Below are 23,432 nucleotides of genomic sequence, written 5' to 3' on the forward strand. Positions count from 1 at the left end.
TGATTTAAAAACATCACTTCGTACTTCGATTATGCTTCAATTTGATTGTTTGTATGACCCTCTCTAAATCTGTTTTGATCTCACATTCCCAAACAACAATGACCTTCCATCCATCTTTTTCAAGAGATCTTATCTTTTCAGCATCTCTTTTGACATTCTGATCAAATTTATTTTTCCAGAAGTCTACATTATTCTTGGGAAGAGGAAGCTCACATATAGGACATCTGTGCCAAAAACATCCATTTACGAATATTGCGATCAATCTACCCGGATATGCTATGTCTGGCTTTCCGGAAACATCCCAGTGGACCCTATATCCTGACATTCCATTGTCCCTTAGTGCTTTTCTAAGGATCATCTCTGGTTTAGTATCCTTTCCACGGTTAGAACTCATCACCTTCGAGACATTGTCACTTTTTGGTATCGGACTTCTCCTATCTCGAACATAATCTTTGTCCATGTGACACAAAATGCACACAGATCTAATAAATCATTACATAGATTATTCATCGTGACGAAGTCCCGCCCTTATGATGAAAAAGATGCCAAATCGGTATTGAACTACGCGGGAAAACTAACTGGTCATACTCTATATGAAATAGGTGTGATCGACCTTGACAAAACGGGGACACCCCTTCATACAAAAGGATTCTTTGGACAATATCTCGAAAAAGGATATTTTTTCATAGAGAACAATAGTTCGCCTGAACCGGATTTTATCGACATAGGAATTGAACTTAAATCTACTCCGATGAAAAAGAACTCCAGTGGTATTGTTTCCAAGGAACGTTTGGTACTCAACATCATAGACTATATGAAATTGAATGAATTGAAATTTGAAGGCTCGTTCAAAAGAAAGAATGGAGATCTTCTAATTGTATTCTACAAATGGGAATCAAATAAGAACTTCTATGATCTAAAGATACTGAAGGTGGTCCACTGGAGATTCCCAGACGACGACCTAAGAATTATAGAGGAAGATTGGAGAACAATCGCAAAAATGGTAGAAGAAGGAAGAGCCGAGGAACTATCTGAGAGATTTACAATCTATTTGGGTGCTTGTCCAAAAGGCTCAGGACATGAAAATGACTATCGTAAACAACCATTCTCCAACATTAAAGCTAGACAAAGGGCCCTATCACTAAAGTCATCATATGTCAACAAAATATACAGGGATTCTACATTAGAAGAGTGCGAAGGCGTATTTTCTTGGAAAGAAAAAAAACAAGAGCCCTTGGCAATGACTTCCTTGTTCGATGGTAAAAAATGGGCAAAAAATGAATCATTTGAACAATACGTCCTTGATAATTTTAAAAAATTCATTGGAAAAACATGTGAGGAGATAGAAATTGAATTGGGAGTTGAACTTAATCCCGCATCAAAAAGTTATCGTGCAACCTTGGCGCTCAGAATAATGGGCGTAAGAACAAAACATGTACGAGAATTCGAGGATGCCGACATATCAATGAAGACCATACTTCTGAAGGACAACAACACTCCACAAGAAAGCATGTCGTTTCCCTATTTTGATTACTGTAAAATAACACAAGAATTCTGGGAAACCTCTGAATTTCATGACGATCTTGATAAGAAATTCTTCTTTATTGTTTTCCAAAAACCGAAAGAAAAGAACAACAAGAACACATTATTCAAAGGAGCATTCTTTTGGTCCATGCCAGAAAAGGACCTCAAAGAAGCTGAAAAGGTCTGGAATATCACTAAATCTATGATAGAAAATGGCAAAATAGACAAATTTCCTGGATCCAGAGACAACTCTGTATCTCATGTACGTCCACATGGAAGAGATAGTAAGGACCTGTGCCTTGCACCAGATGGCAATAAGTACAAAAAGAACTGCTTTTGGATCAATCGCACATACATAACAAAAATAGTAAAAGAAAGTGGGATACTAAACAGTAAAACTAAGTGATAAAATATCAACCGATTGATGTGTCAATCCATAACTGACCCAAATCTGAAATTCATGCATGCACTGCTAAATATACTTCAATAACGAAGAATAATAAAAATCAAAACATTTTGAGAAGACGCATCTTCTCCGGCGAGATATGGCAGTATCCTTTGGGATTCCTATCTAAATAGTCCTGATGCTCCGGTTCCGCCGGGAAAAAATTCTCCAACGGACCTATCTCCGTGAAGAACGAATCATGTTTGGTCATCTCGACCTCTGCGATGCCCCTGACCACGGCCGCAGAACCCTCGTCCGTCCAATATATCCCTGTACCGTATTGCTTCCCTATGTCGTTCCCCTGATGGTCCTTCTCGGTCGGATCGATGACGAGGAAGAATGCCCAGAGAAGACGCTCCAGATGGATTATCTTTGGATCGTATTCCACCCTGACGGCCTCCTTGTATCCGAATTTGCCGGAACATACCAGCATATAATCCGGGACAAGCTTGTCATAACCGTTGGCGTAACCGCACTCCGTGTCCTTTACCCCGCGCAACCCTGCGAATGCCTTCTCAAGCCCCCAGAAACACCCTCCAGCGAGATAGATCACGAATCTTCCCTCCTTTGGTACATATGACCCGTCGGGAACACCGTTCATGATATATTCAGTGCATCGTGGATATTTCAAGGATGCTAATCGAGAAACCCCCGATAAACATCAAATTTTTGCTCAAGCTATATTATCTTCCTAGGTCGATATACGAACAGGATGATGGTCATGGATGTTAACATACTGCTCTTTGATGACTTTGAAACGTTGGACATATTCGGCCCCGTCGAAATATTAGGCATGGTGGAGGAATACGAACTTCACTATCTCTCGAAGTTGGGCGGAACCGTGACAAGCGCACAGGGCGTGAAAGTGGTCACTCGATCCACATCCGACATCAATAAGAACGGCATATTGGTGATCCCTGGCGGAAAAGGTACAAGGACCCTGATCAATGATCATGAATTCATATGTTTCCTGAAGGAAATGGCGGACGCGTCAGAATTCTGCCTTTCGATCTGCACAGGTTCTGCCCTTTATGCAAAGGCCGGTGTCCTTAACGGCAAAAAGGCCACTTCGAACAAAAGAGCTATGAAATGGGTAAGATCGACGAATGACAAGGTCATTTGGATAGACAAGGCCCGTTGGGTCGTGGACGGAAAATACTACGCCTCTTCCGGGATCTCTGCCGGAATGGACATGACCCTGGAATTCGTGAACGATAGGTTCGGTAAAGACAAGGCAGAAGAAATAGCGAACCGTATGGAATACATATGGAACGATGACCCTACGATAGATCCGTTTGCAAAATGAAAAGACGGTCCTTTTGCCTCAAAAAGAACGTGCCCTTTCCCCGAAATATCCAAACTGAGCCTTTGACTATGATCAACTTCTAGTGATCACCTGTCAAATATCAACGGAAGTAAAATTCGACAGTCACCCCTGAAAGCATACGCCCGGGATGGAACGCCCATCGAAGACGGCAAGCAGATCAAAGCATCTTCTTCTCTTTTCTCAGATACATCATGCCAAGCACGCCGAGTGCGAGTATGATGATTACTGCAACGATTACAGCGACACTCATGAGAATGGTATGCAAATCTAAAGATATAACAATAACTGAAAAAGATTAAGAGAGGTTTACGGCCCTGGTGGGAAGGTATAGCACGGTCCTATCAAGGTCTATGTTCAGGTCATAAGGCCCGATCATGCAGATTTCTTTTTCTTGCTCTGCATGTAGTAATAGACACCGCCGACAACGACAACGATCACTACTACTGCAACTACTGCCCAAATCCATGAGTCCATATTTATTTCTCCTTCATTGCTGAAAGGTAACTAGTGCCTTTGTAGCTACCCCTTGACCGATTAAGTACATATAAATATGTTCTTATTGGACAATATATTGCGTATGATGTCCAGACGCCCATCTGTTAACACTATAGGGATAGCAATGACCGCGATATACCAATTTTTAGGACCAGAGAAAAAAGGATAATATATTAACATGAGAAGGAATCTGTGCGAAAAAGAGGGAAGCAACATGCTGACCGCAGGCAAGATAACAAAAGAGGACATCCCAGAGGCCCTAAGCATATCATTGAAGGAACTGGGTTCTGACTATCTATCAGAGAAGGATTTCGAAGAGGCATTGAGCTCGAGGAATGCATTCTGCATCGTCGTACGCGATGACGGAAAGGTCGCAGGATTCGCGATATGTCAGATATTCGGTCCTGATATGGTCGACAAGATGCTCCATCTTCCCGACAGCCGGGAACGCAGCATGCTGATGTCCAAGAACAGGATCGGCCTTTTCGATTCCGTCTCGGTATCGGAGACATCCAGAGGAAAAGGGGTTGGAACCGTCCTTGCCAAGACTTGCATGGACAGATTCAGGGCCGAAGGCACCGAAGCAGTGACCGCGATGGCATGGGAGGATTACACTGGCCATTGTAACATAAGGAAGATACTGGTCAACTCCATGGAACTCACCCCGTCCTATGCTATCAAGGGCTATTGGAATCAATTCGTGAACTCCCCCGAAGGACATCACTGCCCGATGTGCGGATCTCCGTGCAAATGCTTCGGAAGATTGTTTTACAAAGAATTCTGAGCCTTGCACTTCTTCTCGGCGTAAAAGGATGCCACTATCGTCAACGTGAAAGCCACCAGGATGAACAACAACGATGCCAGGACGGATACCTCATAATATTCTGAAATCAGCATCTTGACACCGACGAAGATGAGTATTGCTCCCAATCCGTACTTCATGTACTTCATCGTGACCATCGTTCCCCTGAGGGCGAAGTACAGCGACCTGAGTCCCATTATGGCGAATATGTTAGATGTGTACACAATGAATGTGTCCGTCGTTATCGACAGGCATGCCGGTATGGAATCGAACGCGAACATTATGTCGGAAAGCTCTATGACGACGATACATATCAGAAGAGGCGTCGCCATCTTGACACCGTTCTTTACGGTGAATAATTTGGCACCGTCCAATTCAGGCGATGCCTTGATGCGCCGACATAATTTGACGACAAAAGAATCCTTCTGATCCTTCTCTTTGGCAAATGCCGTCTTTATCGCTGTATATATCAATATCGCACCGAAGATGTACATCACGATGTGGAATGATTCCAGCAATTCAGAACCAACGAATATGAATATCGCACGGAAGACGATCGCACCGACGACACCATAGAACAGTGCCTCGTGCTGATATTCGTCAGGAATCGCAAAATACGAGAATATCACAATGAATACGAAGATATTATCGACACTCATCGCTTTTTCTACCGCATATGACGCCAGATACTCAGTGGCCTTATCCGAGCCCATCTCGACATAGACGAATACCGCGAATATGAGGGCGACCGTGACCCACATGGCGGTCATCAACAAGGCCTTCCTCACAGGTATGTGCTTTGGACCGCGGTTGAAAACTCCCAGATCCAATGCGAGAAGCACTACGACTATAACGCCGAAAACAACCCACATTATGGTCTGGTCAATCATATGATCAAAAATGGGATAGTAAAAAGGGGTTTTTAAAGGAATTGGACCTAACCGTCAAAGACCTTCTAGCTTCTGCCTTATTTTGGACTTCTTTCCGGACTGTCCAGCTGGTTTCTTGCCGGCGTTCTCGTCCAATTTCTCGAGAAGTTCCTTCTCATAAGGTGTGACCTTCTGCGGAATGTCTATGCGGACTCTGACGTACATATATCCGCGTACCGACGAACTGACCTTGGGCAATCCCTTGTTGGGGATCCTGAGGACGCCGCCGATCTGCGTACCGGCGGGTATGTTGACCTCCAAGGTCTCCCCTTCCAGGGTCTTGACCTTCTCGGTCCCTCCCAGTACAAGACGGGAGTATGTCGTGGTGACCTCTGTCCAGAGATTTAGACCATCGCGCTGGAAATCCTTGCTCTCCTTTACGTGTATAAGCACGTAAAGGTCTCCTGGACCTCCGCCGTTGTATCCTGCATCCCCTGCACCTGTCACCCTTATGCGCGACCCATCCTCCATTCCCTTGGGGACCTTCAGAGCGATCTTCGATGTGGTGCTGTAACTTCCTGCTCCACGGCACTTCGGGCACTTCTCGTTGAAGACCTTGCCCGATCCGTGACACGTAGGACATTCCGCTACCGCCACCATGTTACCGAACGGGGTGCGCTGCACCCTTTGGACCCTTCCCTGACCTCCGCAGTCCGGACATGTCTGTACCTTACCGCCTTTGCCTCCGGTCCCGTTACATTCCTGGCAGGCGACCGTGTGCGGTACGTTTATCTCGATCTCCTTGCCATTCAGAACGTCCGTGAGTTCGATAGTTATGTCATAACGAAGGGACTCGCCCGCACGGGCTGTGGTCTTTGAACTGTTGCGGCGACCTCCGAACATGCTTCCGAACAGGTCACCGAATATGTCGCTGACATCATCGGCATGGGTGAAGTCGTCCCAGGAGAAACCTCCGTTGCTGAACTGGCCCTCGACACCGGCGCGTCCGTACTGATCGTACATTTTACGCTTATCGGCGTCCGAAAGTACCTCATACGCTTCCGAGATCTCCTTGAACTTGGCCTCGGCGACCTCCTTATTCTCTGTGGACACATCAGGATGGTATTTCTTGGCCAACTTGCGGTATGCCGCTTTGATCTCATCTGGAGTGGCGTCCTTCTGCACTTCCAGTATCGCGTAGTAATCTGTTTCTCCTGGCATATGGTATCAGCCCTTATTCGTCATCGACTATTTTATAGTCCGCATCGACGAAACCATCATCCTTCTTGGCACCACTTGAGGAGCCTGACGAGGAGGCGTTTCCAGTCTGTTTGCTCTGTTTCTGAGCCTGTTCCTTTTGATCTGGCTGTTGATAGATCCTTTCACTCATGGGGCCCATGGCCTTCATCAATGCATCTATCTTGACCTTTATTGCGGACGTATCGTCGCTGCCTTTGACGGCCTCGAGATCGCTGATCGCTGCGTCGATGTTGACCCTCTCTTCCTGGGTCGCCTTGTCGCCGAGCTCATCCATGGTCTTGCGGGCACTAGCTACAAGCGTGTCTGCCTGGTTGCGCACCTCGATGTTCTCGACCTTCTTCTTGTCAGCATCAGCATAATGCTCTGCCTGCTTGACAAGTTCCTCTATCTCGTTCTTGTTGAGCTTATTGGAGGATGCGATCGTGATCTTCTGCTCTTTTCCGGTACCTTTGTCCTTTGCCGACACGTTGATTATACCGTTGGCATCGATATCAAAGGTGACCTCGATCTGAGGCAATCCGCGTCTCGCAGGCAATATGCCGTCGAGGATGAATTTTCCGAGGGCGGTGTTGTCCGCCGCCATCTTCCTCTCTCCCTGGACCACATTGATCTCTACGGAAGGTTGATTGTCCACTGCTGTGGAGAACACCTGGCTTTTCTTTGTCGGAATGGTGGTGTTCCTCTCGATGAGCATCGTAGCGACACCTCCGAGGGTCTCTATCCCGAGGGACAGAGGCGTGACATCCAACAGGAGAACGTCCTTGACCTCTCCTGACAGTACTGCACCCTGGACGGCCGCACCCATGGAGACACACTCCATTGGGTCTATTCCGCGTTGGATCTTGGGCCCTACTATGTTCTCGACGAAACTCTGGACCATTGGCATCCTGGTCGGACCTCCGACCATGATGATCTTGTCTATGTTGTCGTTGGTGAAGTGGGCATCGTTCATTGCCTGCTCGATGGACTGCTTGCATCTGCTGACGATCGGTTCGACGAGCTGTTCGAGCTTCGCACGTGTAATCGTCTGCACCAAGTGTTTAGGCCCTGACGCATCGGATGTTATGAATGGGAGGTTGATCTCTGTCTGCATCGTTGTGGACAGTTCGATCTTTGCCTTCTCGCATGCCTCTCTGACCCTCCAGAATGCCATGTTATCCTTCGACAGGTCTACACCTGTCTCATTCTGGAACTGTTTGATGACGTACTTGGTCATTACCTCGTCCATATCGGATCCTCCCAGCTGGGTGTCACCGGATGTTGAGATGACCTCGAACACACCGTCACTGAAATCCATGATGGTGACATCCAAGGTTCCTCCTCCGAGGTCGAAGACCATGATCTTCTGCGCTGTGCCGGACTTATCCAATCCATAAGCGAGTGCTGCTGCCGTAGGTTCGTTGATTATACGGACGACCTCCAGTCCTGCAATTGCACCGGCATCCTTGGTTGCCTGCCTCTGATTATCGTTGAAATACGCAGGAACGGTGATGACCGCCTTGTCGACCGTCTCACCCAGGTAGGACTCTGCGTCCTTCTTTATCTTCTGAAGTATGAATGCGGAGATCTGTTGGGGGGTGTACTCCTTTCCCTGTGCGACGACCTTCTGATTGGATCCCATCTTTCTCTTGACGTTCTTGATGGTACCGTCGGGATTCGTCACCGCCTGTCTCCTTGCGGGCTCTCCGACCAGGAGTTGCCCGTCTTTTGTGAATGCTACGTATGAGGGGAATGATTTTCCACCTGCGCTTGTTCCCTCAGCGGAGGGTATCATGGTTGGCCTCCCGCCTTCCATTATGGAGGCGGCCGAGTTGCTTGTTCCGAGATCAATTCCTATTATTCTTGACATCTTGCTCACCTTTCCTTATTTTGCTTCTTCTTGTTTTTTGGTCACGATGACCTTCGCATACCTTATGACGCGACCATCCATCGTGTATCCCTTTTGGAACACCTGGGCGATTTTACCGTCGGTGTCACCGTCCACTGTACACATCGCCTCATGGACATGGGGATCGAATTGCCCTTCAGATGGGATCTCTTTCAGACCCTTCTCCTCGAGCATCTTCATCAGATTCTTCCTTACGCCTCTGAAACCGGTTACAAGGTCCGTCTCCTCGGTCGCGGTCGCCAGTGCGCGATCCAGATCGTCTATCACTGACAACAGTTCTTTGACCATCCCTTCGTTGGCGTATTTCCGGAACTCCTCGTTCTCCTTCTGTGTCCTTTTACGATAGTTGTCGAAGTCCGCCTGCAGCCTCCTTGCCATGCTGAGGTATTCCTCCGCCTTGGATTGCGCCTCGGCGAGATCATCTTTAACAACGCTCTCTGCCTGTATATTAGATTCGGATGCGTCCTCGGCTATCTTGTCCTCTTTTTCCGCGGACTTTTTTTTAGACTTGTCAGTCATCGGGATGGCCTCTGTAATTTCTTGTTTAAAGTAAAGGGGGCCTGGGCCCCCAGTTTTTTAATGTTTTCAATCGTCCATGCCGCCAGGCATTCCGCTTCCGTCTCCCATCTGGGGAACGGGGCTTGCTTTGGATGCGATCACATCATCGATCCTGAGGATCATGACGGCTGCATCGGTCGCAGAGTTGATTGCCTGTTTTCCGATCCTGTAGGGTTCGATGACATCGAGTTTGAGCATGTCCTCGACCTTTCCAGAGAAGGGATTCAGACCAGCGTAGGTCTTGCCTGCCTTGTGCTGTTTCCTCATCTCGATGACAATATCAATTGGGTCCAGACCTGCATTCTCAGCGAGTGTAGAGGGGATTATTTCCATTGCAGATGCAAATGCTTCTATTGCGATCTGTCCTCTTCCACCGACCGACTGTGCGTAGTCCCTGAGGCCCATGGCGATCTCCATTGCTGTCGAGCCGCCGCCTGTGACTATCATTCCGTCTTCGATAGAGACCTTGACCACGGACCATGCATCTACCAAGGATCTCTCGACCTCATCCGCTACATGCTGTGTTCCGCCTCTAACAAGGAAGGATACCGTCTTGGGATCCTTGCAACCTGTAACGAAGGTCATGTCCTCATCCTCGATGCGCCTGAGTTCTACTGACTCCGCATATCCAAGGTCGTTTGCAGTAATCTCAGAGATCTTGTTCATGACGCTTGCGCCGGTCGATCTTCCGAGTCTCTCCATATCAGACTTCTTGACACGCCTGCAGGCATATATGCCCTCTTTCGCGAAGAAGTGCTGTGCGAGATCGTCTATGCCTTTCTGGCAGAAAACGACTGTTGCTCCGGATGCTTTGACCTTTGCGACCATGTCCCTGAGCATCTTCTCCTCCTCCTGGAGGAAAGCACTGAGCTGACTTGGGTCGGTGATCTGGATCTTTGCCTCCATCTCGGTCTTCTTGACCTCGAATGCAGCATCGATGAGCGCGATCTTTGCGTTCTTGACCTTCTTAGGCATCGCATCGGAAACAGGTTCCTTGTCGATTATGAGACCTTTGATCATCTCGGTCTCTTCCATCTTTGCGCCTGCTTTCTTGACGGTCTGTATGTTCTTGAGGTCTGCGAAGTATTTTCCATCCTCGTTCTTGTCGATGATTGTCTTGACGGCCTCTACGACCATGTCTGCGAAGATCGATTTGGACGCGTTGACCTGTTTGCTGATCATCGCGGTCTCAGCGATCTGCTTCAGAAGCTTATCGTCGCTTATCGAGACTTTCTTGGAGACCTTCTTGAGTATCTCCTGTGCCTTATCGTTGGCAAGCCTGTATCCCGCCGTTATTATGGTCGGGTGAACGTTAGAATCGATCATGTCGGTTGCCTTTTTCAGGAGCTCGCCGGCAAGTATGACGGATGTTGTTGTTCCGTCCCCGACCTCTGCGTCCTGTGTCTTTGCGACCTCTACGAGCATCTTCGCAGCAGGGTGCTGTACATCCATCTCTTTCAAGATGGTCACACCGTCATTGGTGATTACAACGTCCCCCATGCTGTCAACGAGCATCTTATCCATTCCTCTAGGTCCCAAGCTGCTCCTTACGGCATCAGCAATTGCCCTAGCGGCAGAGATGTTGTTGAACTGTGCGTCCTTTCCTTTGTCCCTTTTTGTCCCTTCCCTCAATATTATGATAGGAGTGTTACCCATTCCCATGTTTTCATTCCTCCATGTTATTCCCACTATTACGTGGACTCTAGGTGGGTTATAGTTTGTTCTTCTATATAAACATAACCATAGATATATCGTACATAATGACCGTATAAAACAATAAAAAAGACGATGCCAGACATAATTTGGAAAAGGACATGATATTTTGAAAAGCCACCCAGAGAAAGGAGTGTCTTTGAACTGCCCTGTACTATGCCTTGATGAAAAAACATAGAAACTATTTTTATCGATGAATAATGGTGCAGTACTGTGTACCATACGATCAGGACCTGTTTCGAATGCGAGAACGGAAAACTGCATCTCTTTGAGAACAGCCCCAAAGAATGCTACGACATGAACCTTCAGATACAAGAGACCAACAAGGCCATGATCTCTTATGAGATGGAACTCTTCACTTATTATCTCGCCGAGAATTATCCAAGATACGAAGAAGGTCCAGTGTACACGAAGGAATACGAGGATATACTCGCAATATTGGAATTCTATCTCAACAGGTTGACATCCTGCAACGATGACACGATAGGAGAACTGATGACCAATCTGAGGTTCTCCCTGACGAATTACATGAAGATCACTGCGGAGCAAGTGAAAGATGTCTCCGACAGCGGAAGATACAGACATTACACTACAAGGGACAGATACAGTAAGAACATGGACCTCAGGAACATATGCTGTTACGAAGCCCCCCTCTTTACTGTGAAGGACCTTGAACACATAGACAAACTAGAGCCGAAGGACCGCACCAGGGTCGCCGAGGGTTTTAAACATGCTGCATCCAACGATGAATCGATCAATAACTTCGATTATTCTTTCATCGTACGGAACTCCCGTGAGGATACGAGAGACTCCATCTCTTCATTCTTGAATTGCATAAAGAACACCGTCGACGGGAACTTGGAGGGGCCCTCGCTCTATGTCAGGGTATCGGAAGGACCTCTCATGGAACTTTCAGACAGATATTGGAACTCCGGGGATTCCTTCCAGAAGGACACGAGAAAAAAATACATCCCACTGAAAGAATTGATAACATATCTGGAAAATGTCATTGAGATGTCCCCACATTTCCTTGGTTCACAGATCTACAAGGACCTGGAGGACATGAGGGAGAATCACATACGCCCCTACGATGTCCTTCTTGCTGAGATCGGAGAACGGGATTCGGATCTGGAGAGTACTGACAGTACGCCTGCGGACGTATACAAAAGGATGGAGGACAAATGTCAATTGAACGACCTCATCAAAATGGCCATCTTCATACGGGCTGTACATTCGATCTTCAGCGGGTCCAAGGTTGATAAGACAGGAAGTACAAAGTACATATCATTGAAATTCAGCATCAAATCACTAATGAGACTCCTGGACCCCGAGATATTCGGTAAGATCTCTTTTTCCGACATGGTCATCGTATCAGATGACAACAGGATGTACGATGAATATTGCAGATATCTGATAAAAGATGTCGGTTTCAAATACGACGACGAAACGGGAGCCTTCTCCCGCGAATATGATCTCAGCGGGATACAGACTGGCTGGGGCTCTTCTGGAAGACAGAAGGAAAGAGCGCTTCCGACAGGATGCATAAGTCACATCAGATCCATAAGGAAGATAAAATGTGATGATGCGGTCAACATCCTGCCAAAACTCAACAACAACTCTGTCATCCTTGTGGACAAAAAGAACCTGGATCTCGTGGAGACCATGGCCGGTGGACTGAAAAAAGCCGGTAAAAAGAACATCCGGTTCATAATAATCAAAGGCGACGACTCGTTCGTGTCCGTCAATGAGAATATCGATGACGTCATCGAGGTTGGTGTCAAGGACTGCAAGGAATCTTTGTACAACGTACATTCAAACGGTATAGTCATTAAAAGACAGATGGCTTCTGCGAAAACCATTGAGGCCATCTGCATGGACTGCAAAATAGAACTGGACAAGGATGGAATAGCTTCCCAGCTTTTAGAAGAGAAGATAAGCGGAATTACAAATGACCCTTACGAATCCATAAGGAACACGGCCGTAAAGGAATTCCTAGAATTGTCACGGTCACTCACCGAAAGCCATTGAGGTAATGGATTAGAAGCATCGATCGATCCTTGCGATCATTATTTGAATTTCCATTCAATTTCACAAATCCCCTTCATTTCCACTGCGAATGGCCATTTTGGTTATATCTTATCACAAATAATTGATCGTAAAAAAGTTTACCACTTATATTTCACTGAGATCATCCTAATTACGGGTGCAAAAACATCTTATGTGAACGTCTTTGTAAAGATCATTTCCATGTTGACGAACGATAGTAACTGGTCTGGTGATTTTTATAGCCAAATACATTTATATGTTCCGATGCGGGTCTGTACCACGGTGTAGATCTACGAACCGACCCAAAGTAGCCGCACAGATATTGGTATCGGTCGTATCGATACTTTTCGCCATATTCCTGATAACAGCGTTCCTTCCCATTGTAGAAGGTGGGATCGAGATCAAAGAGGATTCATCAGACATAACCTGGGAGGTCTCTGGCCTTAACCTCATAACAGAAGGGGGATTTGAGATATCCTCGAAGATGCCGTATGATCTTAATGATGTAGGCATTGAGATCTCGCTCGATGCAGATGATGTTAAGACCGTCATCGTACAGAACGAGAACAATACGATAACGAGCAATTCTACGAAGTACATATCCATGTCCGGAGAAACTTCCCTTATCGATGCGATATTGATGGTCGCTTATTACAACAACGGCTCGGACACAAATGGGATCATGATGCCTTTGAGCCTAGAGGTACAGGGTTATTACCTTTACTCGATGGTCGGAGTACAAGTGGATCTGGATATGGACATGACCCTTTCAAGCGATGGCACCCTTGTCTATGATGATACCGACCCGAACGTCTTGGTTATCCAGACCTATGGGGTGGAGAGTGGGAGTCTTCTTGCAGATATTGGGGCCTTCGATGCGACCGTGAATGACACAGCCATAGAAATGTCCCTTACCAAGAACGGGAACAACATGACCTTTACGATGGAAACCTCGGATCCCGCAGGGATAATATCAGAATTGAAAGAATGTGCAGAAGAAAATGAAGGAACCATCACCATAACCTCCTCAGGCGTCGGATATGTCCTTGACCCTGAACAAACATCCAGCATGATCCAACTGCTCGAATCTATGTATGGAGGTGCATGAAATGAGCGAATTCAGCCTCGATAAGGGAAACCGTAAAAACGGAATCAAAGGACTGATCGGCAGCATAGTGATATTCGTCGTTCTACCATTAATTGCCCTGTTCTTGATCCAATATATCCAAGATATGGTGCTGTCCGGTATCTCCAGCGATGTGGACAAAGATGATATCAATGCCCTATTCAAAATAGCCAAAGATGTGCTGATATTGTACCTCATATTCGGAATACCCGCGATAGTGCTCAGAACATTGGGAAAATTCTACCCTGCAGGTAACCGCGCAAGATTGACCTTCAAATTACTGTACGGATTCTATATCGCAGCATGGTTGCTCATAATAACGACAGGAGGAGTGATCACAGTAGATGCGACTTCCTTGGCATCCTCCATGGCTGGAGAAAGCTCCGATTACACGATATCTGGATTGACGATGGTTCTGGACATGAGCGGACTGATCCTCATCATTGTCCTCATAACACTATTCAAGAACATAATCCCCCTGGCGGAATACAAGGGAGCTCGCAAGAAATATCTTGAGAAACTCAATAACCCCGAAACAGATCCAGCAAATGCTTAACGCGGATCCCTGAATGATCTGGTATGCGACCTAATAGAGATCACTCACAAGAGGCCGTACGGTTCGAAACGATGCCTTAACCGACCCCCATCCCAAACACTATGATCTGATCGAGACATGACCCATACCGATCTCGAAATAACTTGGATCTGTTATTCGGATATCGATCAAAAATTGAAAAAAAAAGAGTTTGGGCCGTACCGACATTGACATCGATACGGCCATTTTATTACCGATCTTTGAGACAAGTTCTTCGACCCGAGACCCAACGGGACATCACTGGTCGTGGACCTCCCCTGCCTCGAACTCCTCCAACTCTTCCTTGGTAGGCATCCAAGACTCCTTCTTCAACCTCTTCTCGATGATATACGGAGGTAGGATCGCGATGGCTATCACTCCTATGAGCATGCCTGCAAAGTATCCTATTATCTCGAGAGTTGTGTATCCTGTCGGGTCCTCTGGACACAGACCGAATATGAATCCAAAAGAAAGAGTGCCTATCGAGACCACCGCGATGATCCACATTCCGATCTTTCCTCCGGGAAGTTTGAAAGGACGCGGCTTGTCCTTCTGTGTCTTCCTCAATTTTACGAATGCCAGGAACATGAAGAAATACATGATTATATTGATCAGGGAAGTTATTGCCACCAAGACCCAGTATCCATTTATGTTCATCACGACCATTACGACGTAAGATATGACAAATATCGAAGATATTGCACATTGAAGAAGCAACACTCCTGTGGGAGCGCCATTCTTATTCGTCTTGCGGAATATAGGCGGTAGATCTCCGGTATATGCTGCTGGTGCAAGACCCTTTGCAGGACCTATCATCCACGTCGATAACTGAGCGAGGATTCCTACGGTCAACATTATTCCGAGAGGAACGAGTAACCATCCGATACCAAGATCGTTTAAGGCTATACTGAACGCTTCGATGACCCCTCCGTTCATACCATTCTCACTGTTTAGGAATTCATAAGGCACGATGGACCCTACTGCCCATGTACCTACGATCGAAATACCACATATCAATGCAGCAGCAAAGAACATGGCCCTAGGATAGTCCTTTTTCGGATTCTTTGTATCTCTGGCATGGTAACCAGCCATCTCCATTCCTGCGTATATCAGAACAAGACTCGATGCCAGAGTGAATGTCTGGATGAGCGATCCTGAGTTGACATTTGGCAGCAATGCACTTGTGGTCAATTCCCCCAGTTGAGATGTGTGACCGCCCGCCAGCCAAACGCATGCAAGGACGATCAATATACCGATCGGAACCAAAGATCCCAAAAAGGTACCCATCGTACTGAGTTTATTCGAATTCTTCATTCCGGTGAAGTTGAAATATGTCAAAAGCCACATCGAGGCCAACATCACGACCAACATGAAGACTGCATTATTGCCGAATGCAGGCTGCAAGATGGTATACGCCAACGTGACCATTACGAAAGACGCGACGGTCGGGAAATAAACTATGTTGTTGGTCCACGAACACCATATCGTGATGAAACTTCCCTTACCTGGATATGCTTCCTTGACCCATGCATAGATACCTCCTGACTTGGGCCATGTTGATGCCAATTCCGCAGCCACCAGCGACACGGGTATGAGGAAACATATTGCGAACAGGATATACCAAAATATCATGCTCCATCCTTCAAGCGCCATACTTGGGAAATTACGTAGGCTCAACACAGCGGCGACATTGATCATCGCCAGGGATACGATCCCCAACTTCATTCCGGATGATACTTTGGACTTGCCAGTATCACCGGCTGGACTGTCATTCTCTGATGCAGTAGATGTAGTAGTCATGATTTATCACCTCGACACCATGCGAATCATGCGTGAATCCAGGGAATTTTCTGTCGAAGGATTCCAGCGCGCGCAGGTAACTCAATATCGGACCGTTCTTCTTACCAGTCCTCTCGCCAGGCATGAGCAACGGTATGCCAGGAGGATATGGTACAATCCCTGTTGCAACGATACGATCTTCGATATCATCGATCTTCACATGCTCCACGTTGCCCTTCACGAGCTCCGTGTATGCATCCGCCGGGATCATTACCTGCTCAGGAAGGACAGAACATGCCTCGTTTGCGAGCTGGGTCTGCCTCGTGGATTTGATCTGTTCGTGCATTTGCTTTGCAAGCTGTGCAAGAGACATGCCGCCATATCTCTCAGGATACGCGGAGACGATATTGGGAAGTACGTCGTCCATCAAGGCCCCGTTATCGAACAGTCTCTTGAACTCAAAGAGTTCTGATACGAGAGTCCCCCACTTTCCGTTCGTGACTCCCATCGAGAATAAGAACAATATGTTGTAGTCTCCGGACTTTTCATTGACTATTCCACGCTGATCCAAGAATGCAAGGACAACTGCGGAGGGTATACCGAAATTCGAATGCTCGCCATTATTCTCTATTCCAGGCGTGAGGACTGTGACCTTAATGGGATCCAACATGGCCCATCCGTCCTCTATGTTGCCGAATCCGTGCCATGTCTCTCCTGGATGCAATACCCAGCAATCTGGTTCATGCTCAAGGATCTCAGCAGGTACATCCGCAAAATCCTGTTTCTTCTTCTTTCCTGGTATGTGTACCATATCAGGTTGCCACATGCCGAACCACCAATCCTTCTGATCCTTTTCCTTCACGGATCTGGTTATCCTTGCCATGGTCTGCCTGAACCTTATGGCCTCGTCGATCGAGTCCTGTGTGAGCACCTTACCATTGGAATCCATCATCTTAGAGGACACATCCAGTGAAGCGATTATCGCGTATTGAGGAGATGTTGATGCATGCATCATGAATGCCTCATTGAAAAGCGAGGGGTCGATCTTCTTCTTACCTTCCTTTATGTGTATCATTGATGCCTGGGACAACGCTGCAAGAAGTTTGTGCGTCGATTGGGTTGCGAATACCGTAGGGCGTTCATCGGAAGGCGAGTCGTCATCCCTCATCGCATATCTGTCCTTGTAGAAAGGATTGAATCTGGCATATCCATACCAAGCTTCGTCGAAATGGACACAATCCGTCACTTTGCCGAGGATCTTCTCCGCCTTGGCGGCATTGTAACAAACTCCATCATATGTCGAATTCGTGACTACCGCTATCGAAGGCTTACAATTATCGCCATTGACCAATTTATTATCGGCGATCTTCTTCTCTATCACTTCTGGCGCCATACCCTCTGGCAAAATAGGACCCAATATCCCATATCTGTTCCTTGTGGGTATCATGTACACGGGCACAGCATGGCTCATCGTTATCGAATGCTCGATCGATTTGTGGCAGTTCCTGTCCACGACCTCCACCTCTCCAGGAGAGGTGACGGCCACATGTACCACTCTGTTGGAAGTAGAAGTACCGTTGGTGACGAAATATGTCATGTCCGATCCGAAGACCTTCGATGCATATTTCTCTGCATCACCGATTGGACCGCTATGATCTAAAAGGGATCCAAGTTCACCAACCGATATTGAAAGGTCCGATCTGAAAAGTTGTTCTCCGAAGAAGTTGTAGAAAAGGCGCCCGACGGGGGATTTCAAAAATGCCGTTCCGGCTGTGTGTCCAGGAGTGTGCCAGGAATACTCATAATCCTCTGAGAATTCCACCAGGCTCTTGAACATCGGAGGAAGTATTTCCTTACGATATCTTCTCATCGAGGCCTCGATACGACCCGCGATGAATGAAGGCGTATCCCCCAATATCCATAGGTACTCGTTGACCTCGGAAAGGATGTCGTATGGTATGCTGCTCAAGGCCTCGGGATCGGTCATAAGGAATATCCCTATGTCTGGATCCATCGAACGCATGTTCTTAATTATCTGAGATGCGTCCTGAAGATTCCAATCGACCATCATGGCATCTACACCACTACTTATGGCACGTATCCCTTTCTTTACACTCTCTGAATTTGTAGAGGCTTTGACAGACACATCCGAAGACTCCAATTCAACTTTTATGGCATCTAGCATTCTGCCTTTGGAAGAATCAGCTCCGACATCGGAAGATACTATCAATACGGATAGCTTGCTTATTTCTCTCATATTTACCTCGAAACTTGAATTTTTGCGCGTAACGCATTTGTAACACGATGTGTGAGCTTATAAACATATAACCCAACCAATTGTCTATGTTCTAACAAGACGAACAAACGCTGACCAACAAATTCTGTGGAAAAAAATCAATCAATATGAAATAAAAAAAAGCATATTTTGATAGGGTATTGTATTGAATTCCAATTTCAATAATCCACAAGAATGACCCCCATATCATATTGCGATATTATATCTGTAACGCTAAAAAAATTCAAATTTGAAAAAAGAGAACGACTTTTTGAGCTTCTAGATGTAAATAAAAATGGGGGGGTCGCCCCCTGTTTTCACTGGTTCTGAGATTCGAGGATCTTCTTGTAACCTATGGGCATGACCTTTAGGAATCTGGTCACGTTCTTGTCCCAATCGGCCAATATGTCCTTGGCTTTCTGACTTCCTGTATATCTGACGTGGTCCTCCAGGATCCTCCTGAGCTCCGTCCTGTCAGCAAGGGAATCCACGAGTAACAGTTCGACCATGTCCATATTGCAATGTCTATCGAAATCGCCATCGTCATTGAGGACATATGCAATTCCGGCAGACATGCCTGCTGCGAAATTGCGCCCTACATTTCCGAGAAGCACCGCACGACCGCCCGTCATATATTCACAGCAATGGTCCCCGGCACCTTCAGCGACAGCTATCGCACCGCTGTTACGGACGCAGAATCTCTCTCCGACCACACCGGCAATATATACCTCACCGGAAGTGGCACCATAAAGCAAAGTATTGCCTGCGATGACGTTGAATCTGGGAACGTGATCCTCACGGAATACCGCGATGCGTCCTCCTGAAAGACCCTTTCCAACGAAATCGTTAGCCTGGCCTTTAAGATAGAATGTCATACCCTGCGACAGGAAAGCACCGAAACTCTGTCCGGCGGTCCCCTTGAAGGTTATCTGTATCGCACTGTCCTTCAGGGATAATCCCCTCTTGGTGACCACTCCTGAAAGCATGGTTCCCACGGAACGGTCGACGTTGCAGATGCCATATTCCAACTTTACCGAATCCCCGGCGTCCAGTGCTATGTTCGCATCCTTGATCATCCTCTTATCGAGTATGTCCTTGATTATATCGCCCTGACCGGTGGTGCATATCCTGTCCCCTTTGAACATTTTGACGATCTGGACTATGTCTGCATTATCGGACTTTTTACCGATCATGGGCTTGCGGACGATCAGGTCTGCGCGCCCTATTATCTCATCAAGGGACCGATATCCCATTACCGCCAGATGTCTCCTGACATCCTCGGCCAAGAACCTGAAATAATTCATCACGTTCTCTGGAGTACCCTTGAACTTGGCACGTCTCAACGGGTCCTGCGTAGCTATCCCGACAGGACACGTGTTAGTCTGACACTTGCGGCACATTATGCATCCGATGGCCACCATCGGTGCGGTTGCGAACCCGTATTCCTCTGCTCCGAGAAGAGCGGATATGATGACATCCCTTCCGGTCTTCATCTGACCGTCTACCTGGAGTCTTACCCTTCCCCTCAGATTGTTGAGCATCAGTGTCTGCTGCGCCTCGGCTATACCGAGTTCCCACGGAAGCCCTGCATATCTTATCGAGGATAATGGACTTGCACCCGTTCCTCCGTCGGCACCAGAGATCAAGATGACATCGGCGCCTGCCTTGGCAACTCCTGCCGCGACCGTGCCCACACCTGCCTCTGAGACAAGTTTGACGCTGACCCTTGCGGTGGGATTGATGCATTTTAGATCGAATATCAACTGCTTAAGGTCCTCGATAGAATAGATGTCGTGATGTGGCGGAGGGGATATGAGCGTTATTCCGGGTATACAATGCCTGGTGGCCGCTATGACCTTGTCAACCTTGTACTCCATGAGCTGCCCGCCCTCTCCGGGCTTAGCACCCTGGGCGACCTTTATCTGAATCTCCTCGGCATTCACCAGGTACTGGGCTGTGACACCGAATCTTCCGGATGCTATCTGCTTGACCTTGGAACACAGGTCCCTTCCGTCAGCGGTGAGCTTGAACCTCTTCGGGTCCTCTCCTCCTTCTCCTGTGTTGCTTTGAGCCCCCAGCCTGTTCATAGCATCGGCGAGTGTCTCGTGAGCTTCCGTGCTAATGGCACCGAAGGATATGCCTTCAGCCACGAACCTCTTTATGATATTCACGGCAGGCTCAACTTCTCTCAGCGGGACGGCCTTGCCCTTCTTGATCTCCATGATGTCGCGTATGAAGAACGACCCTGAGTCCTCCATCTCGGCGAATTGCTTGTAGGCTTCCTCATCGCTCTCCCTGACAGCCTGATGCAGCCACTTCACCGTGTCTGGATTCCAAGAATGCCTCTCGCCACCTTTCCTGTAGTTGTACAAGCCCTGATCTTCTAGGACGATCTCCTTATCGTTCTGACCGAATGCAGTCTCATGCACGGAAATGGCCTCACCTGCGATGTCTGTGAGTTTCAGACCTCCGATATTCGAGACGGTGTGGGCAAAATACTTTGCACAAACCTCTCTGTCGATACCTATGGCCTCGAAAAGTCTAGAACCGCGATATGACCTGATCGTCGCTATTCCCATCTTGGACATGATCTTGAGAAGACCGCTCTCCAACACTTTGATGTAATTGCGTTCAGCCGTGTCGACATCGATCTTGATGTCCTCCTGTTCCTTCACGATCTTCTCGATGATGTTATAGGCCATGTACGGGTTGATGACATTTGCACCATAACCGAACAGCAATGCGAAATGCATGACCTCCCTGGGCTCTCCGGTCTCCACGATTATGTCCGTCTGCATGCGCTTCTTGTTGTGCACCAGATATTGGTGTACAGCGGATACCGCCAGAACCGAAGGTATCGCGACATGGTCCTTGTCGACGAACCTATCTGAGAGTATGATGTATGAGATATTGTTGTCCACAGACGCCTCGGCCTGCTGGCATATCTTCTTCAGTGCCTTCTCCAGACCCTCGGGGCCATCCGCCAGATCGAATGTCATGGGAATGACCGTGGTGCTGAATCCCCTGTAAGAGATATTCTTCAACAAATCCAATTCCCTATTCGTTATGACAGGATGCTTGACCTTTACTATCTTGCAGTTGACAGGCGTTGGCATCAATACGTTCCTGTTTATGGACCCTATGTATCCAGTTATGGACATCACAAGCTGTTCTCTGATTGGATCGATCGGAGGGTTCGTGACCTGTGCGAATGACTGTCTGAAATAATTGAACAATCTCTGAGGCTTGTCGGACAATATCGCCAGAGGCGCATCGTATCCTGTGGACCCTACCGGCTCTTTCACCTGTGTTATCATGGGGATCAGGATCTTGGTCACATCCTCTTGGGAATAACCAAACTCCACCATCATGGCACTGGTATCATTGACCCAACGATTGACCATCCTTCCAGATGATACTGTGTCGAGGTCCAACCTGTTCGTTTCGAGCCAGGTCCTGTAAGGATATGCAGAAGAGATCTCCCTCTTTATCTCTGGATCGTATATCACTCTGCCTTCGGCCGTATCAATGAGCATCATCTTGCCTGGCATCAAACGCCCGGATTCCTCGAGATCGCTTTCCTGTATCTGTATGACACCTGCCTCGGAGGCCAATATGAATAGACCTTCCTTGGTTATCGAGTATCTTGCAGGACGCAGCCCGTTCCTGTCAAGCATACCGCCTGCGTATCTTCCATCAGTGAACAGGACCGCGGCTGGACCATCCCATGGTTCCATGGGTATGCTGTGATATTCATAATATGCCTTCAGACTGTCCGATATTGGATTCTTATCATTCCATGATTCGGGTATCATTATCGACAGTGCGTTGGCCATGCTCTTTCCGCTCATCGTGAGGAATTCGAACATGTTGTCCAAGGTCGCACTGTCGCTCATTCCATCCTGCATTATGGGGAAAAGTTCCTTTAGATCGGGGAGCAACGGAGTCTCGAGAACGCTTTCTCTGGCTTTGGTCCAGGACCTGTTTCCTTTTATGGTGTTGATCTCTCCGTTATGGCAGAGCATTCTGAATGGCTGTGCCAACTTCCACATCGGAAGCGTGTTCGTGCTAAACCTGGAATGGACCATGGCTATAGCGGACTTGAACTCAGGATTCGTGAGATCTCTGTAATACGTCCTCAATTGGATTGGCGTGAGCATTCCCTTATAATTCACGGTCCTGGTAGAAAGGCTGCAGATGTAGAAATCATCCTTCGAGTCGATGTTCGATCCAGCGACCCTGTTGGAGACCCTTTTCCTCACGCTGTACAACTTATGTTCCAGAATATCCTGTCCATCATAACTGGTCAAGAACACCTGGGTTATGTTGGGCTCGCTATACTGCGCCTGCGGACCGGGGACGTCGTGGTCCACCGGAACTTCCCTCAGGCATATCTCATGAAGGCCGTAACGCTGACATTCCTCTCTCAGAATAGAGAGACAAGCCCCCTCGTCCTTCTTATCCTTAGGTAAAAAAATGATTCCGGTCCCGTATCTTCCGACCTCCGGGACCGAAATCTTAAGAAATTTGGTGATGAAGTCGTGCGGGATCTGCACAGTAATACCGGTACCGTCACCTGTCTTACCATCAGCATTCTCCGCACCGCGGTGCTCCATATTCTCAAGGATCTGAAGACCGTACTCGACGATCCTGTGATCCTTGTTCCCATTAATGTTGACGGCAAGACCCACTCCGCATGAGTCATGCTCATTCTCCGGGTCGTACAGACCCACCGCACTCTTCACTTTATC

General features: G+C 47.5%; 16 protein-coding genes. 6 read left to right on the forward strand and 10 right to left on the reverse strand.

The features are described from left to right. Nucleotides 1–13: 13 nt before the first annotated feature. On the reverse strand, nucleotides 14–460 hold the full coding sequence (locus KRP56_07550; GenBank protein UAL07646.1) for a very short patch repair endonuclease: 447 nt from the start codon (nucleotides 458–460) through the stop codon (nucleotides 14–16). Between the two features lie 51 nt (nucleotides 461–511). On the opposite strand from KRP56_07550, the gene KRP56_07555 reads away from it, so the two are divergent. Next, nucleotides 512–1,930: a hypothetical protein gene (locus tag KRP56_07555; GenBank protein UAL07647.1), complete on the forward strand. Its 1,419-nt coding sequence runs from the start codon at nucleotides 512–514 to the stop codon at nucleotides 1,928–1,930. 100 nt (nucleotides 1,931–2,030) lie between these two features. On the opposite strand, the gene msrA is transcribed toward KRP56_07555, so the two are convergent. After that, complete coding sequence (msrA, locus tag KRP56_07560) at nucleotides 2,031–2,570, reverse strand: peptide-methionine (S)-S-oxide reductase MsrA (GenBank protein ID UAL07648.1); 540 nt, start codon at nucleotides 2,568–2,570, stop codon at nucleotides 2,031–2,033. 111 nt (nucleotides 2,571–2,681) lie between these two features. Between msrA and KRP56_07565 the strand changes: the two genes are divergently transcribed. Together KRP56_07565 and KRP56_07570 are read left to right on the forward strand one after the other, a co-directional pair. Next, nucleotides 2,682–3,275 (forward strand): DJ-1/PfpI family protein, encoded by a 594-nt coding sequence (locus KRP56_07565; GenBank protein UAL07649.1) that lies wholly within the window; start codon nucleotides 2,682–2,684, stop codon nucleotides 3,273–3,275. A gap of 694 nt (nucleotides 3,276–3,969) precedes the next feature. Continuing rightward, nucleotides 3,970–4,575, forward strand: coding sequence for a GNAT family N-acetyltransferase (locus tag KRP56_07570; protein UAL07650.1), 606 nt, complete (start codon nucleotides 3,970–3,972; stop codon nucleotides 4,573–4,575). Here KRP56_07570 and KRP56_07575 read toward each other — a convergent pair. The 5 genes from KRP56_07575 to KRP56_07595 form a co-directional block, all read right to left on the reverse strand. Beyond that, on the reverse strand, nucleotides 4,560–5,483 hold the full coding sequence (locus KRP56_07575; protein ID UAL07651.1) for a TerC family protein: 924 nt from the start codon (nucleotides 5,481–5,483) through the stop codon (nucleotides 4,560–4,562). The two genes, KRP56_07570 and KRP56_07575, sit on opposite strands and share 16 nt — an antisense overlap. A gap of 54 nt (nucleotides 5,484–5,537) precedes the next feature. After that, nucleotides 5,538–6,683 carry a molecular chaperone DnaJ gene (gene dnaJ / locus KRP56_07580; protein ID UAL07652.1) on the reverse strand — a complete coding sequence of 382 codons (1,146 nt, stop codon included), beginning with the start codon at nucleotides 6,681–6,683 and terminating at the stop codon, nucleotides 5,538–5,540. 13 nt (nucleotides 6,684–6,696) lie between these two features. Then, nucleotides 6,697–8,571 carry a molecular chaperone DnaK gene (dnaK, locus tag KRP56_07585; GenBank protein UAL07653.1) on the reverse strand — a complete coding sequence of 625 codons (1,875 nt, stop codon included), beginning with the start codon at nucleotides 8,569–8,571 and terminating at the stop codon, nucleotides 6,697–6,699. Between the two features lie 15 nt (nucleotides 8,572–8,586). Then, complete coding sequence (locus tag KRP56_07590) at nucleotides 8,587–9,129, reverse strand: nucleotide exchange factor GrpE (GenBank protein UAL07654.1); 543 nt, start codon at nucleotides 9,127–9,129, stop codon at nucleotides 8,587–8,589. Between the two features lie 66 nt (nucleotides 9,130–9,195). Next, nucleotides 9,196–10,830, reverse strand: coding sequence for a TCP-1/cpn60 chaperonin family protein (locus KRP56_07595; protein ID UAL07655.1), 1,635 nt, complete (start codon nucleotides 10,828–10,830; stop codon nucleotides 9,196–9,198). Between the two features lie 264 nt (nucleotides 10,831–11,094). Here KRP56_07595 and KRP56_07600 point away from each other — a divergent pair, with 264 nt between their 5' ends. The 3 genes from KRP56_07600 (at nucleotide 11,095) to KRP56_07610 (ending at nucleotide 14,609) form a co-directional block, all read left to right on the forward strand. Continuing rightward, nucleotides 11,095–12,909: a hypothetical protein gene (locus tag KRP56_07600; GenBank protein UAL07656.1), complete on the forward strand. Its 1,815-nt coding sequence runs from the start codon at nucleotides 11,095–11,097 to the stop codon at nucleotides 12,907–12,909. Between the two features lie 340 nt (nucleotides 12,910–13,249). Continuing rightward, nucleotides 13,250–14,035 (forward strand): hypothetical protein, encoded by a 786-nt coding sequence (locus KRP56_07605; protein UAL07657.1) that lies wholly within the window; start codon nucleotides 13,250–13,252, stop codon nucleotides 14,033–14,035. Nucleotide 14,036: 1 nt separating this feature from the next. Next, nucleotides 14,037–14,609, forward strand: a complete 573-nt coding sequence (locus KRP56_07610) for a hypothetical protein (protein UAL07658.1) — start codon at nucleotides 14,037–14,039, stop codon at nucleotides 14,607–14,609. A gap of 276 nt (nucleotides 14,610–14,885) precedes the next feature. Here KRP56_07610 and KRP56_07615 read toward each other — a convergent pair whose 3' ends face one another. The 3 genes from KRP56_07615 to gltB all read right to left on the reverse strand — a co-directional run bounded on the left by KRP56_07615 (nucleotide 14,886) and on the right by gltB (nucleotide 23,426). Continuing rightward, nucleotides 14,886–16,427, reverse strand: coding sequence for an APC family permease (locus KRP56_07615; protein UAL07659.1), 1,542 nt, complete (start codon nucleotides 16,425–16,427; stop codon nucleotides 14,886–14,888). Beyond that, nucleotides 16,396–18,663 (reverse strand): hypothetical protein, encoded by a 2,268-nt coding sequence (locus tag KRP56_07620; GenBank protein ID UAL07660.1) that lies wholly within the window; start codon nucleotides 18,661–18,663, stop codon nucleotides 16,396–16,398. Before KRP56_07620 ends, KRP56_07615 begins: the two co-directional genes overlap by 32 nt. A 335-nt stretch (nucleotides 18,664–18,998) precedes the next feature. Continuing rightward, nucleotides 18,999–23,426 carry a glutamate synthase large subunit gene (gene gltB / locus KRP56_07625; protein ID UAL07661.1) on the reverse strand — a complete coding sequence of 1,476 codons (4,428 nt, stop codon included), beginning with the start codon at nucleotides 23,424–23,426 and terminating at the stop codon, nucleotides 18,999–19,001. Nucleotides 23,427–23,432: the final 6 nt, after the last annotated feature.

The organism is Candidatus Methanogranum gryphiswaldense, assembly GCA_019262145.1.
Taxonomy (GTDB): Archaea; Thermoplasmatota; Thermoplasmata; order Methanomassiliicoccales; family Methanomethylophilaceae; genus Methanogranum; species Methanogranum gryphiswaldense.

What these genes read in the sequence shown, in the direction of transcription:
- KRP56_07595 (UAL07655.1), bottom strand. Translation starts at nt 10,830, where the DNA reads ATGGGAATGGGTAACACTCCTATCATAATATTGAGGGAAGGGACAAAA.
- KRP56_07610 (UAL07658.1), top strand. Translation starts at nt 14,037, where the DNA reads ATGAGCGAATTCAGCCTCGATAAGGGAAACCGTAAAAACGGAATCAAA.
- KRP56_07590 (UAL07654.1), bottom strand. Translation starts at nt 9,129, where the DNA reads ATGACTGACAAGTCTAAAAAAAAGTCCGCGGAAAAAGAGGACAAGATA.
- KRP56_07620 (UAL07660.1), bottom strand. Translation starts at nt 18,663, where the DNA reads ATGAGAGAAATAAGCAAGCTATCCGTATTGATAGTATCTTCCGATGTC.
- KRP56_07550 (UAL07646.1), bottom strand. Translation starts at nt 460, where the DNA reads ATGGACAAAGATTATGTTCGAGATAGGAGAAGTCCGATACCAAAAAGT.
- KRP56_07565 (UAL07649.1), top strand. Translation starts at nt 2,682, where the DNA reads ATGATGGTCATGGATGTTAACATACTGCTCTTTGATGACTTTGAAACG.
- dnaK (UAL07653.1), bottom strand. Translation starts at nt 8,571, where the DNA reads ATGTCAAGAATAATAGGAATTGATCTCGGAACAAGCAACTCGGCCGCC.
- KRP56_07570 (UAL07650.1), top strand. Translation starts at nt 3,970, where the DNA reads ATGAGAAGGAATCTGTGCGAAAAAGAGGGAAGCAACATGCTGACCGCA.
- KRP56_07575 (UAL07651.1), bottom strand. Translation starts at nt 5,483, where the DNA reads ATGATTGACCAGACCATAATGTGGGTTGTTTTCGGCGTTATAGTCGTA.
- msrA (UAL07648.1), bottom strand. Translation starts at nt 2,570, where the DNA reads ATGAACGGTGTTCCCGACGGGTCATATGTACCAAAGGAGGGAAGATTC.
- KRP56_07615 (UAL07659.1), bottom strand. Translation starts at nt 16,427, where the DNA reads ATGACTACTACATCTACTGCATCAGAGAATGACAGTCCAGCCGGTGAT.
- dnaJ (UAL07652.1), bottom strand. Translation starts at nt 6,683, where the DNA reads ATGCCAGGAGAAACAGATTACTACGCGATACTGGAAGTGCAGAAGGAC.